Raw genomic sequence first — 13949 nt, forward strand, 5'->3', positions numbered from 1 at the left:
CACGGCGCACGCGGTAATCCTGGAAAACCGCGGTGCCGGTGACGCCGCCTGGCGGCAGCTGCTACGGGGTGGGGCGCGCCCTTAATACTTCCAGGTCACCGACGCCGTCACGTTGCGGGTGGCGCCGTAGCTGGCGGTGGTGGCGCTGTTGTACAGCGACAGCAGGTATTTGCGGTCGAAGACGTTGTTGAGGTTCAGCGACGTGCTCCAGTTGCTGTTGAAGTCGTAGCTGGCCATCAGGTCCACCAGGGCGTAGGCGTTCTGGCGGATGGCGCTGTTGTCGTCGTTCTGCACCGCGCTCTGCCAGCTCACGCGGGTGCCCACCTTGGCCTGTTCCATGAACGGCAGGCGGTAGGTGGCCATGCCGCGCACGCTGTGGGTAGGCACGTATTTGCGCGCACGGTCGCCGTCGTCGTTCTCGATGTGCACGTAGGTGTAGCCCGCCAGCAGGTCCAGGCCCGGCAGCGCTTCACCCGAGGCCTGCAGCTCGACGCCGCGGCTCTTGTAGTCCACCGGGTTGTAGACTTCCTGCACGCCGTTGTAGCCGGCGTCCTCGGCAACGTTGCGCTGGTCGGCCTTGAACAGCGCGGCGGTGACGTTGAGGCGGCTGTCCATCAGGCTGCCCTTGACCCCCACTTCGGTGCTCTTGCCTTCCAGCGGCGCCAGCAGTTTGTTGTCGGCGCCGACGTTGTACTGCGGGGTGTAGATCTCGGTCCAGCTGCCGTACACGCTCCACTGCGGGGTCAGGTCGTAGACCAGGCCGGTGTACGGGGTCACCTTGCCGTGGGCGTGGGTGTAGTAGTCGGCGCCATAGCTGCTGCCCGAGGCATCGGCGCTGAGCATGCGCGCGCCGGCTATCCAGTGCAGGTCGTCAGTGAGGCTGAAGCGTGCGCCGGCGTAGACGCTGCGCTGGGTGTCGACGAAGTTCTGGGTCAGCGCGTCGCTGGTGTAGTTGAACGCAGGCAACGCGGCATTGCCCGCCAGGATGCCGGCGAACGAGGTCTCATACGAGCCATCGGCGCTCACATCGTACTCGCGGCCTTGTTGGTGGGTGCGGCCGTAGGCGGTGCCGATGGTCAGCTCATGCTCGCGGCCAAACAGGGTGAACGGGCCCGACAGCTTGGCCTCGCCCAGCAACTGGTGCGCCTCGCTGCTGGTGTGGTTGGCGTACACCGTGGCGTCGTCACCGGTCACCTGGTAGACGTAGAGCATGTTGGTGTCTTGCTTTTCCTTGACCGCGGTGGCGGTCAGGGTGGCGTTCCAGCCGTTGCCGAAATCATGCTTGAGTTCGGCGAAAGCACGCTGGGTGTTGAGGTTCCAGTACGTCCACGGCTGGCCGATGTTGGCGCCGCGGCTGCTGTAGTGGATGGCGTTGCCGCTGCTGTCCACCAACGGCAGGTTGCCCCAGGTGCTGGCGTTGGAATCACTGTTGTGCTGGGAAAAGCCCACGGTCAGGGTGTCGGCCTCGGACAGGTCGAAGGCCAGCAGGCCGGCGGCGACGTTGCGCTCGTGGCCATAGCGGTCCATCCACGAATCGCCCTTGTCGTGGGTGTAGATGAAGCGGCCGCGCACGTTGCCGGTCGGCGTCAGCGGGCCCGAGACGTCGACGTCCACCCGGCGGTTGTCCCACGAACCGACGCTGGTGTTGATCTGCGCCTGGAAGGTGTCGGTGGGGCGCTTGCGCACGAAGTTGACCGTGGCCGAGGGGTTGCCCGCCCCGCTCATCAGGCCGTTGGCGCCATGCAGCACGTCGATCTGCTCGTACTCGGCCAGGTCCTGCTCGCCCACCAGCACGGTGCCCACGAAGGGCATGCCCATGCCGTCGTATTCGAAGGTGTTGATGTCGAAGCCGCGCGAGGTGAATTCGGTGCGGTCGGTCTCGGTCTGCTCCACGGTCACCGACGGCGCCGCGCGCAGGGCGTCCTTGATGCCGGTGATCTTGAAGTCCTTCAGCTCCTGCTGGGTGATGGTGGTCACGCCCTGCGGGGTCTCCTTGTCGGTCAGGCCCAGGCGCGTGGTGCTGGACACCGGCTCGCCCTGATACCCCACGCTCTGCCCTTGGCTACTGTCACTGCTGCTTTCGATCTGGGTGGCCGGCAGGGTCATGTCGTCTGCGTAGGCCAGGGGCATGGCACTGCAGGCACCGGCGAGCAACAAACTGGCAGGGAGGCGATGTTTCAAGGCGAGACTTCCTGTAACGGTTTAGGTGAGAATGCGATTCTTTTTCAAAGTGTGAATGAGAATCTAACCCAGTTACCAATGAAATTTCGACAATTTTTTCACATTTCGTAATATTGCTTGGCCAGCAGGCAAATTTTCCTGTGCTCCGCTCGTCTCCCAGTGCGTCGCACCACTCTCTTGTCCCCCCGTTGGAGCCACCACCATGCGTTCGCCGAAAACCCTGCCCACCGCCCTGCTGGGCCTTGCTCTGTGCTGCCCGGGGCTGGCCGATGCCCAGGACATGGAACTGGGCCAGGTGCTGATCAAGGGCCAGGACGGCAGCGGCGACGACCAAGGGGCCGAAGACGCCAACGCGCGCCTGGCCCAGGTGCCGGGCGGCACCAACGTGGTGGACATGAAAAAAACCCTGCAGGGCCGGGTAGCCAGCAACCAGGACGTGCTGGCCTACCAGCCGGGCGTGTACGCGCAGTCGGCGGGCAACGAAGGGGTGAAGATTTCCATTCGCGGCTCGGGCATCAACCGCGCGCCGGGCGCCCACGCCTCGGGCATTTACGCCATGCTCGACGGCCTGCCGCTGACCGGCCCGGGCGGCACGCCCTATGAGTTGCTGGAACCGCTGTGGCTGGACCACGTGGAGGTGCTGCGCGGCGCCAACGGCTTCGACTACGGCGGCCTGGCGCTGGGCGGCGCCATCAATTACGTCAGCCACAGCGGCTACGACGCGCCGCTGCTGCAAGTGCGCTACGCCATGGGCAGCCACGGCTACCGCCAGCGCCAGGTCAGCTCGGGCCAGGTGCTGGGCGACTTCGACTACTACGTGGCGGTGACCGACGCACAGTCGGACGGCTACCAGGACCACACCGCCAGCACCAGCCAGGGGGTGATCGCCAACGTCGGCTACCGCTTCAACCCGAACCTGGAAACGCGTTTCTACATCCGCCACCGCGAGACCGACAACGAGCTGGCCGGGCGCGTGACCAAGGACTCCATCGAGCACCACGCCCAGGCGGCCAACCCCACGTACGAGGCGCGCGACTACCAGCGCGACGAGCCGGGCAGCACCTTCATCGGCAACAAGACCACCTACTACATCGACGACGATTCCAGCATTCAGACCGGGCTGGTGTACCACGACTACCCCATGGACCTGCGCGAAGGCCCCAACCGCCTGAAGGTGGCCTACACCGACGTCAGCGGCACCTTCGACTACAAGCGCCGCGACACCCTGTGGGGCCTGGAAAGCAACAGCACCCTGGGCCTGCGCGTGACCAAGCACCTGCCCAACGACGGCGCCAGCGAGTTCGTGCGCATCCCCACCGGCAACACCGCGGGCTACGCGCCGGGCACGCGCATCCGCAATTTCACCTACCAGGGTTCGGACACGGTGCTGCATTTCAGCAACGACCTGGAAATTGCCGACGACCTGTGGCTGACCACCGGCATCGCCGCCATCTACACCCGTCGCGAGAGCGCGGTCACCTACCCGGCGGGCGGCGGCAAGGTCAGCCTGCATGACTGGGACTATGCGCCGCGCCTGGGCCTGCGCTACCAGCTGACGCCCGGCGTGCAGCTGTTCGGCAACCTCAGCCGCTCGGTGGAAGCGCCGCACCCCTGGTCGCTGATCTACAGCTCCAACCAGCTATTCCCCGCCGGAAGCGGCGTGGCCACCGGCGCCCAGCGCGTGCCCGTGGCGCTGCGCAACCAGACCGCCACCACCGTGGAAATCGGCGGCCGTGGCGACAGCGTCGCCGGCCAGTGGAGCCTGGCCTGGTACTACGCCCAGGTGCGCCACGAACTGCTGTCGGTGCTGCCGGATGCCAGCGCCACCACGCCTTACGAGCTGAACGCCAGCCCCACCGTGCACCAGGGCGTGGAAGCCAGCCTGCAAAGCACCCTGTGGTCGCGCGACGGCGTCGGCGCCCTGAGCCTGCGCCAGGCCTACACCTTCAGCGACTTCCACTACCGCAACGACGACCAGTTCGGCAGCAACCGCCTGCCCGGCCTGCCCATGCATGACTACCAGGCGGAGCTGCGCTACGACTGGCCGCAAGGCTTCTTCGCGGCAGCCAACACCCAGCTGGTGTCCAAGGTGGCGGTGGATTACGCCGACAGCTACTACGCCGACGCCTACGCCCTGTTCGGCGCCACCCTGGGCTACAACGCGCCCAAGGGCGACTGGCAGGCCTGGGTGGACATGCGCAACCTGACCAACCAGCACTACGCCGCCACCGTGACCCCAGGCTACGACGACAAGGGCGTGGACGCCGCGCGCTCCACGCCCGGCGAAGGGATGGGCGTATACCTGGGCGTATCCTGGAGCCTGCGCTGACCCCGTAGCAGCAACTGTCTTGAACCGGCGTCGTCTGCATCGCGACTAAAGTCGGCTCCTACGCCGTACGTGGTAGGAGCCGGCCTTGGCCGCGATGCAGACGACGCGAATGACACGCGCCCCCGTAGCAGCGGCCGCAGGCCGCGTCCCATACGCGAGGCATCGCCCGGGGGCGTCACTGCAATAACTTCAACGCCTGCGCCACCGCCTGCAACAACGCCACCGCCGGCACCCCGTCGCGGGCCTGCACCGACAACCCGTGCAGGAACGTCGCGTAGAAGTCCCCCAATGCCTGCACATCGGCCGTCGCCGGCAGCTGCCCCTGTGCCTGGGCCAACTGCAGGCGCTCGATGATCGACCGGGTGCGCTGCTGGCGGTGCCCCGCCAGCCAGTTCAGCACGCCGATGTTTTCCGCCGCCACGCCGTTCGCCGCGCTCACCACCAGGCAGCCACGCGGGTGGTCGGCGCGGGTGTAGGTGGCCACCGCGTCGCGCAGCAGCTGGCCGATGGCCGCGCCGATATCGGCCTGGGCCAGCGCCCGTTCGGCAAAACCGCCCTCGCCGCTTTCGTACAGCGCCACCGCCTCCTCGAACAGCTGCTGCTTGCTGCCGAACGCCGCGTAGATGCGCGCCGAAGCAAGGCCCAGCGCCTCCACCAGCGCCGACATCGACGTGCCTTCATAGCCGTGTTCCCAGAACACCCGCATCGCCTGTGCCAGTGCCTGCTGCTTGTCGAACTGCCGTGGTCGCCCTGCCATGTGGTTCCGCCTGGAAATCGAGAGCACGCAGTTTAACGCAGTTGCGCTTGACGCTTGTCATCGCCGAATCCTATTCTTTGTCGATCGACAAACAATAGGATGGACCCATGCGAACCCTCAAAGGCCCGAGCCTGCACCTGGCCCAATTCAGCAGCGCGCAGCCGCCCTACGACAACCTGCCAAACCTGGCGGCCTGGGCCGCCGCCCAAGGCTTCAAGGCCCTGCAGATCCCCACCTGGGACGCACGCCTGTTCGACCTGGCGCAAGCGGCGCAGAGCCAGGCGTACTGCGACGACATCAAGGGCCTGTTGGCCGAACATGGCTTGCAGGCAAGCGAGCTGACCAGCCACCTGCACGGTCAGCTGGTGGCGCTGCACCCCGCCTACGAGTCCATGTGGGACGGCTTCATCCCGCAGCACCTGCGCGGCCGCCCCGAGGCGCGCACGGCCTGGGCCGTCGAGCAGGTGAAGCTGGCAGCCCGGGCGTCGGCGCGCCTGGGCCTGACCGAGCTGGGCACCTTTTCCGGCTCGCTCGCGTGGCCGTACCTGTTCCCCTTCCCCCAGCGCCCCGAAGGCTTGATCGACACGGCGTTCGACGAACTGGCGCGGCGCTGGCGGCCGATCCTCGATGAGTGCGAGGCGGCCGGGGTGAACCTGTGTTTCGAAATCCACCCAGCCGAAGACCTCCACGACGGCACCAGCTTCGAACGCTTTCTCGACCGGGTGGGCCAGCACCCACGCTGCAACCTGCTGTTCGACCCCAGCCATTTCGTGTTGCAGCAACTGGACTACCTCAGCTACCTGGACATCTACCACGCGCGCATCCGCATGTTTCACGTCAAGGACGCCGAGTTCAACCCCACCGGCCGCCAGGGCATCTACGGCGGCTACAGCGACTGGGCCGAGCGCGCCGGCCGCTTCCGCTCACTGGGCGACGGCCAGGTCAACTTCAAGGCGATCTTCGCCAAGCTGGCCCAGTACGACTACCCCGGCTGGGCCACCCTGGAGTGGGAGTGCTGCCTGAAAAACCAGGAAGACGGCGCCCGCGAAGGCGTGGCCTTCATCAACCAGCACATCATCCGCGTCACCGACCGGGTGTTCGATGATTTCGCCGGCACGCCCCTGGCCACCGCGCAAATCCAACAACTGCTTGGCATCACCCCACCCGCACGGAGCGCCTGCCCATGAACCTGCCTGTTGACCCTGCTACCCCCTGCGACAGCGCTTTCACCCACCGCTACGTGCGCGTGCAGGGCCTGCGCCTGCACTGCGTGACCGCCGGCAACGGCACGCCGGTGCTGCTGGTGCCGGGCTGGCCACAGACCTGGTACGCCTGGCGCCACGTGATGCAGGCCCTGGCGGCGGCCGGCTACCTGGCGATTGCCGTGGACCCGCCGGGCCTGGGCGACTCCGACCGCCCCGAACAGGGCTACGACACCGGCAGCGTCGCCAGCCTGCTGCGGCAGGCCATGGCACAACTGGGCCACGAGCGCTTCCACCTGGTGGGCCACGACGTGGGCATGTGGATCGCCTACGCCCTGGCCAGTGACTACCCCGAGGCGGTGCGCAGCGTGGTGATGACGGAGGCGGTGATACCGGGCCTGGCCGAAGCACCGCCGATATTCGTGGCGCCGGAGCAGAACATCTTCCTGTGGCACTTCCTGTTCAACCAGGTGCGCGATCTGCCGGAGTTGCTGATCACGGGCCGGGAAGTGGCGTACCTGACGTTCATGTTCGACCGCTGGGCGTTCCGCCGTCATGCCGTGGCGGCCGACACCTACATCCGCGCCTATTCAGCGCCCGGCGGGCTGCGCGGCGGTTTCGCCTATTACCGCGCCATTCCCGAGACCATTCGCCAGAACCAGCTGCGCGCGCAACGGCCGCTGGCCATGCCGGTGCTGGCGATTGGCGCCGAGCACGCCACGGGCGACGCGCCGTTGCGCACCTTGGAAGGCCATGCGCGGCAGGTGCAAGGGGTGATCATCGAAGGGTGCGGGCATTTTGTGATGGAGGAAGCGCCGGATGAGTTCATCCGGCATGTGTTGGCGTTTTTGCACCGAGCCCCGTAGCCGCTGCCGACAGGCTGCGCTGGCCCTTGCATGCACTGGAGATATTCAGCGCACACCTGGACCAGCGCAGCCTGCCGGCAGCGGCTACAGGACCAAGCGCATCAGAGGTCCAACACCAGCAACGCCGACCTGGCCCGTGAACAGCACGGCGTGAACTGGTCGTTGGCGGCCTGTTCTTCCTCGGTGAGGAACAGGTCGCGGTGCTCCGGCACGCCCTCCAGCACGCGGGTCAGGCAGGTGCCGCAGACGCCCTGCTCGCAGGAGATCGGCACCTCCACCCCATGGCTTTCCAGCACCTGCACCACGGTCTTGTCCGCCGGGACCTGGAAAGTGCGCCCGCAACGGTTGAGCTTCACCGCGAAGCTGCCGTCTGCCGAGGTGTCCACCGCCACCGGCGCGAAGTATTCGCGGTGCAGGTGGTCCTCCGCCCAGCCCTGGGCCTTGGCGGTGTCCAGCACGTGGGCCATGAACCCGGCCGGGCCGCACACGTACAGGTGCTGGCCGGGCCGGGGGTTGGCCAGCACCTGGGCAGCGTCGAGGCGGGTCTCGGGCTGTTCGTCGAAATGCACCTGCACGCGGTCGGCAAAGGGCGCGGCCCGCAGCCGGGCAAGGAACGCCGCGCGTTCGCTGGAACGCGCACAATAGTGCAGTTCGAACGGTGCGCCGTCGCGGGCCAGGGCCTCGGCCATGGCCAGGATCGGCGTGATGCCGATGCCACCGGCGAACAGCAGGCTGCGCTCGGCGCCTTCGTGCAGGGCGAACAGGTTGCGCGGCGCGCTGATGCGCAACCGGTCGCCCTGCCGGACCTGCTCGTGCAAGGCCTGGGAACCGCCGCGCGAGGCGGCGTCCTTGAGCACGCCGATCAGGTAGCGGTGGCGCTCCTGGGGGTGGTTGCACAGTGAATACTGGCGCACCAGGCCATCGGCCAGGTGCACGTCGATGTGCGCGCCGGCGCTGAACGCCGGCAACGCTTGGCCGTCGGCTGCGGCCAGCTCGTAGCTGCAGATATCCACGGCTTCATCGTGACGCGCGGTCACCACCACCTCGATCATGAGGCTTCTCCCACGGGCGCGCGTTCACGGCTGATGAGGCGGTCCAGCACGCGCCGCGACTGCACGCCACCGGCGTCGATGTTGAGCTTGAGCAGGTTGCGCAGGGGGTTGGCCAGCAGGTTCTGCTGCTGGCGCTCGAGCATCTCCAGGTCTTCGCTGAAGATCTTGCCCTGCCCTTCGCGGATGCTGGCGGTCAGCGCCTCGTCCTGGGGGTTGAAGTTGCGTGCCATGCCCCAGAAGTACCAGATCGAGGTCTCGGTTTCCGGGGTGATGAAGTCCACCACGATGCTCGACGCCTTGTGCTCGGCGGGCGCGTCATAGCCGCCCTTGCCGGCGTGGGCCACGCCCACTTCGATCAGCACATGGCTGGGCGGGGTGAAACGGCAGATCTGCCAGCGGTCCACCGGCACGTCGTCGGCCAGGTTGTTGCCGCGCAGGGCCATGCGCCAGAACGGCGGCGGCAGGATGTTTTCCATGTGCCGGGCGGTCACCACCTCGTCGCCTTCCACCGTGGTCACCGGCGGCGCCTCGTCGATTTCCTTCTGGCCGATGCTGGACGCGTGCACGTAGGTCTCGTGGGTCAGGTCCATGAGGTTGTCGATCATCAGCCGGTAGTCGCAGTTGATGTGGAACAGCCCGCCACCGTAGGCCCACTCGTCGCTGACGGCCCATTCCAGGTGATGGATCAGCGCCGGGTCGGCCTGTTCCTGGTCGCCTGGCCACACCCAGATGAAGCCGTAGCGCTCCACCACCGCGTAGGTCTTGTTGCAGGGGAAGCCGCGCACGCGCTGGCCGGGCATGGCCACGGTCTTGCCGTCGCAGCCCATCACCAGGCCGTGGTAGCCGCACACCAGGTTGCCGTCCTCGACATAGCCCAGGGACAACGGCGCACCACGGTGCGGGCAGAAGTTTTCGACGGCGGCTACCTGGCCGTGGGCGCCGCGGTAGAAGGCGATGTGCTCGCCACAGATCTGCCGGCCCAGGGGCTTGTCGGCGATTTCATCGGGGGTGCAGGCGACGTACCAGGTGTTCTTTGGATACATGGGGAGACCTCTCAGGTTTTGTTTTTATGGATCCATGGAATCCTAAAAACCCTGAGCAGGTCAACAAAAATAACAGCCAATGGATCCATTGAACCCAAAACCATCCATCAAACCAGCTGCAGGCCCGCCAACGCCCGGGCCAGGCTCTGCTGGTCAAACGGCTTGGCCAGCCGCGCAAAGGCCGTGGCGGCGCTGTCCACCTCGCCAAAGCCGCTGACGATCAACACCTGCAGCCCCGGGCACAGCGTCAGGGCGCGGGCGGCCAGTTGCGGGCCGGACATGTGCGGCATCATGTGGTCGGTGATCAGCAGGTCGAAGCCGTCACTGCCCTGCTCCAGCAGCGCCAGCGCCTGTTCGCCGGAGGCCGCGGTGTGCACGCGGCAGCCCAGGTCTTCGAGCATGGCTTCGGCGCTGACCAGAATCAGCGGGTCGTCGTCCACCAGCAGCACGCTCAGGCCCTTGGCCGTGCTGACCTGGCTGCTGGCGCTGGCCACCGGGGCCGTCACGGGGGCGCCTTCGTCCACCGGCAACCACAGCTCGGCGGTGGTGCCGCCCGGCCGGGCGCTGCGCACCACCAGCTTGCCGCCCACCTGGGCGGCCACGCCGTCGACCATCGACAGGCCCAGGCCGGTGCCCTTGCCCACGCCCTTGGTGGTGAAGAACGGCTCGGTGGCCCGTGCCAGGGTCAATGGATCCATGCCCTCGCCCGTGTCGGTCAGCGACAGGCACACGTAGTTGCCCGCCGCCACGCCCTCCCGCGGCTCGGTGAGTTGGCATTCGCGGGCCTCGATCACCAGCACGCCGCCATCGGGCATCGCGTCGCGGGCGTTCACCGCCAGGTTCAGCACCGCCAATTCCAGCTGGTTGCCGTCGGCGCGCACCGGGCGTACGAACAGCGGAAAGCGGGTTTCGATCTGGATGCGCGAGCCCAGCGAGCTTTGCAGCAGGTCGGCCATGCCCCGCACCATCACTCCCAGGTCCACCGCTTCCAGCACCAACTGCTGGCGCCGGGCGAAGGCCAGCATGCGCCGGGTCAGCGAGGCGCCGCGCTGGGCGCCCTGCACGGCGTTGTTGAGCAACGGCGTGATGCGCGGGTCCGGCGGCAGGCGCCGGCGCACGATCTCCAGGCTGCTGAGAATCACCATCAGCAGGTTGTTGAAGTCGTGGGCGATGCCCCCGGTCAACTGGCCCAGGGCTTCCATTTTCTGTGACTGGAACAGCGCCTCGCGGGCCTCGTCGAGGGCGCGCTGGGTCTCCACGCTTTCGGTGATGTCGCGGGTGATCTTGGCGAAGCCCAGCAGCGTGCCGCTGTCGTCGCGAATGGCGTCGATGACGATGTTGGCGAAGAACCGCGTGCCGTCCTTGCGCACCCGCCAGGCGCGGTTCTCGAAGCGCCCTTCGGCCAGCGCCGTGGCCAGGCTGCGCTGGGGCTCGCCGGCGTTGCGCGCCGCCTCTTCGAAGAACATCGAGAAGTGCCGGCCGATCACCTCGTCGGGGCGGTAGCCCTTGATGCGCTCGGCGCCGGCGTTCCAGTTGGTGATGATGCCGTCGGGGTCGAGCATGTAGATGGCGTAGTCGGTGACGCCCAGCACCAGCAGGCGAAACTGCTCCTGGGACTGGCGTAGCGCCTCCTGGGCCTGGCGCTGCTGGGTCAGGTCGCGGGTCACCTTGGCGAAGCCGATCACGCTGCCGTCGGGCGTACGCACGGGGTCGATGATCACGTGGCACCAGAACTGCGAGCCGTCCTTGCGCACCCGCCAGCCCTCGCTCTCGAACCGCCCCTGCTGCGCCGCGCAGGCCAGCGCCAGGCCGGGCTTGCCGGCGGCGCGGTCCTCGTCGGTGTAGAACCGGGAGAAATGCTGGCCCAGGATCTCCTGCTCGTCATAGCCCTTGAAGCGCCTGGCGCCGGCGTTCCAGCTGATGATTTCGCCGTCCAGGTTGAGCATGTAGATGGCGTAGTCGGTGATCGAGTCGATCAGCAGCCGGAAGCGGTCTTCGGCGACGTAAGAGGGCTGAACCAGTTCTAGGGTCATGGGAGGTTGGCCGGGCAGGAAGGCTGGGAACGGTACTGTAACGAGCATAGTGCCATCGACGAAAGCTGCCGATGCGTCCCCCCCTCTACTCACTACGCAAAATGCCCCGGACCAGTGTCGGCAGCGCAACAGCGCATCTGCAATTTGCCCTCCCGGCGGCCCCATGCTTGCCATCCGACACCCCGAAAATCGCTCTGGCCCGGGTGGTACGGCATTTGCTCCTGCACCCGCGGGCCAGACTATTCACATAGATGCTCCTCACAGACATTGGACTCTCAGGGGTATTGCACTTGACCATGAATCACCGGGCGCCCACGCGCGTCTTCACCCAGCTTTCCCTGGCCACCGCACTGGCCATCCTCGCCACCACCGCCCACGCCGACGACACCACGCCAAGCCTGGGCACCGTGGAAGTCACCGGCCACGCCCAGACCGACGCCCAGGCTGACAAGGCGCGCCTGGACAAGGTGGCCGGCGCCACCAGCGTGGTCGACAACAAGGAGGTGGAAAAAGGCCGCGCCGCCACCGCCGAAGACGTGCTGGCCTACCAGCCAGGCGTCTACGCGCAGGCCACCAGCGGCCAGAGCGCGGCGAAGATCTCCATTCGCGGCTCCGGCCTCGACAGTTTCTACGGCGGCTACGCGCTGGGCATCAAGTACCTGTACGACGGCATTCCCATCACCGGCCCCGGCGGCACCCAGGAGGACCTGCTGGACATGGCCGCCGTCGACCACACCGAAGTGCTCTCGGGCGCCAACGCCTTCGAGTACAGCGCGTTGAACCTGGGCGGCGCCATCAACATGGTGACCCACACCGGCTACACCTCGCCAGGCAACTACGTGCGCCTGGAGGGCGGCAGCTTCGGCTACAAGAAGGAACAGCTGAGCACCGGCGGCGTGGTCGGCGACAGCGACTACTACCTGTCGGTGCTGCACAACGAACGGCGCGGCTACCAGGACGACTCGCCCAACCACGGCAACGACGTGATCGCCAACTTCGGCCACGTGTTCAACGACAAGCTGGAGACCCGCGTGACCTTCCGCTACCGCGACGAGGTCAACACCAACGCCAGCCCACTGACCCTGTACCAGATCAAGCACGACCCCACCGCCAACAACTACCGCTGGGTGCGCAAGAAGCCCGGCACCACCCTGCTGGGCAGCACCACTACCTATACCTTTGACGACAACGCCAAGCTGGAAGTGGGCCTGGGCTACCACCACTACACCCTCACTGACGGCCTGCATTACTACGCCAACCCCGGCCAATGGGACTCCACCGACTTCTCCACCTCGGTGCGCTACCTGCGCAAGGGCGACAGCCTGTTCGGCCTGCCCAGCGACACCACCCTGAGCTTCAGCAGCACCATCCTTGAGCCGGGCAACGAGAAGGTCCGCGACCCCAACACCTGGGCGCTGGTGCAGAAGTACAACTTCGCCAGTTCGCGCGACACGGTGTTCTCCCTGGGCAACGAACTGCAGCTCACCGACCGCACCTGGCTGACCACCGGCCTGTCCCTGGCCAACACCAGGCGCGACGTGCGCAGCACCTACGCCACCAACGCCAACACCAGCGAGTTCCCCAGCGCGGTGGACTACGACGACTGGAACCTGGCCCCGCGCCTCGGCTTCCGCTACGCGCTCACGCCGGGCCTGCAGCTGTACGGCAACGTCAGCCGTTCCATCGACCCGCCGGTGACCTGGTACTACTCCACCGGCCCCGTGTCCAACCCCTACGTCACCCCGCTGCACGCGCAGAAGGCCAACACCGTGGAGCTGGGCATCCGCGGTAGCCAGGGCATCTTCGATGGCAGCCTGACGGTGTACCGCTCCTGGGTGCAGGGCGAGCTGCTGTCGGCGGTGATCGCCGAAGCCACCGCCACCTCCAACCAGGTCATTTCCGACACCAACGCCTCGGGCACTATCCACCAGGGTGTCGAACTGGGCGTGAACACCCGGCTGTGGACCGGCAGCCACGGCGCCAGCGTCAACTGGCGCCAGGCGTTCACGGTGAACGACTTCTACTTCCGCAACGACCCCACCTTCGGCCACAACCAACTGCCCGGCCTGCCCCGCCAGGTGTACCAGGCCGCCCTGCAGTACCAACACCCCAGCGGCTTCTACGGCGAGATCAACATGAACCACGCCTCCAGCTACTACGCCGACTTCGCCAACACCGTGAAGGCACCCGAATACACCATTTTCGGCGCCAAGGTCGGCTACCAGGCCCCGGGCCAGCGCTGGAACGTGTTCCTCGACGCCCGCAACCTCACCGACAAGCACTACGTCACCGCCACCCAGACCACCTACGACCTCAAGGGCGTGGACTCGGCGAACTTTTACGTGGGCGACGGCTTCGGCGTGACCACTGGCGTCTCCTACCGGTTCTGACCGCAACCCCGTAGCAGCTGCCGCCAGGCTGCGTCCCAGGCACCGCGCAATGGCAGGACGCAGCCTGGCGGCAGCTGCTACAGGCCGTTTCGTTCT

The 13949-nt window shown here is 66.9% G+C and carries 9 protein-coding genes; 4 read left to right on the forward strand and 5 right to left on the reverse strand.

All coding sequences use genetic code 11. The features are described from left to right. Positions 1 to 81: 81 nt before the first annotated feature. Positions 82 to 2130 carry a TonB-dependent siderophore receptor gene (locus RAM80_RS03555; RefSeq protein ID WP_416427406.1) on the reverse strand — a complete coding sequence of 683 codons (2049 nt, stop codon included), beginning with the start codon at positions 2128 to 2130 and terminating at the stop codon, positions 82 to 84. Positions 2131 to 2383: 253 nt separating this feature from the next. Here RAM80_RS03555 and RAM80_RS03560 point away from each other — a divergent pair, with 253 nt between their 5' ends. Continuing rightward, the gene (locus tag RAM80_RS03560) at positions 2384 to 4510 is read left to right on the forward strand and encodes a TonB-dependent receptor family protein (RefSeq protein ID WP_416424857.1); all 2127 of its coding nucleotides are present in this window, start codon (positions 2384 to 2386) and stop codon (positions 4508 to 4510) included. A 175-nt stretch (positions 4511 to 4685) separates the two neighbouring features. Here the strand turns inward: RAM80_RS03560 and RAM80_RS03565 are convergent, their stop codons facing one another. Next, a complete protein-coding gene (locus RAM80_RS03565) occupies positions 4686 to 5267 on the reverse strand; it encodes a TetR/AcrR family transcriptional regulator (RefSeq protein WP_416424858.1) in 582 nt (193 codons plus the stop codon). A gap of 107 nt (positions 5268 to 5374) precedes the next feature. On the opposite strand from RAM80_RS03565, the gene RAM80_RS03570 reads away from it, so the two are divergent. After that, positions 5375 to 6454, forward strand: coding sequence for a sugar phosphate isomerase/epimerase family protein (locus RAM80_RS03570; protein WP_416424859.1), 1080 nt, complete (start codon positions 5375 to 5377; stop codon positions 6452 to 6454). After that, positions 6451 to 7335 (forward strand): alpha/beta fold hydrolase, encoded by an 885-nt coding sequence (locus RAM80_RS03575; protein ID WP_416424860.1) that lies wholly within the window; start codon positions 6451 to 6453, stop codon positions 7333 to 7335. Before RAM80_RS03570 ends, RAM80_RS03575 begins: the two co-directional genes overlap by 4 nt. 101 nt (positions 7336 to 7436) lie before the next feature. On the opposite strand, the gene RAM80_RS03580 is transcribed toward RAM80_RS03575, so the two are convergent. From RAM80_RS03580 to RAM80_RS03590, 3 genes are all read right to left on the reverse strand, one after another. Continuing rightward, positions 7437 to 8387: a PDR/VanB family oxidoreductase gene (locus RAM80_RS03580; RefSeq protein ID WP_416424861.1), complete on the reverse strand. Its 951-nt coding sequence runs from the start codon at positions 8385 to 8387 to the stop codon at positions 7437 to 7439. Further along, positions 8384 to 9430 (reverse strand): Rieske 2Fe-2S domain-containing protein, encoded by a 1047-nt coding sequence (locus RAM80_RS03585; protein ID WP_416424862.1) that lies wholly within the window; start codon positions 9428 to 9430, stop codon positions 8384 to 8386. The genes RAM80_RS03580 and RAM80_RS03585 overlap by 4 nt, the downstream gene beginning before the upstream one ends. 107 nt (positions 9431 to 9537) lie before the next feature. Beyond that, positions 9538 to 11463, reverse strand: coding sequence for a PAS domain S-box protein (locus RAM80_RS03590; protein ID WP_416424863.1), 1926 nt, complete (start codon positions 11461 to 11463; stop codon positions 9538 to 9540). Between the two features lie 296 nt (positions 11464 to 11759). Here RAM80_RS03590 and RAM80_RS03595 point away from each other — a divergent pair, with 296 nt between their 5' ends. Next, on the forward strand, positions 11760 to 13853 hold the full coding sequence (locus RAM80_RS03595; RefSeq protein ID WP_416427407.1) for a TonB-dependent receptor family protein: 2094 nt from the start codon (positions 11760 to 11762) through the stop codon (positions 13851 to 13853). The last annotated feature ends 96 nt before the right edge of the window (positions 13854 to 13949 follow it).

Source organism: Pseudomonas sp. App30, from assembly GCF_047947025.1.
Classification (GTDB): domain Bacteria; phylum Pseudomonadota; class Gammaproteobacteria; order Pseudomonadales; family Pseudomonadaceae; genus Aquipseudomonas.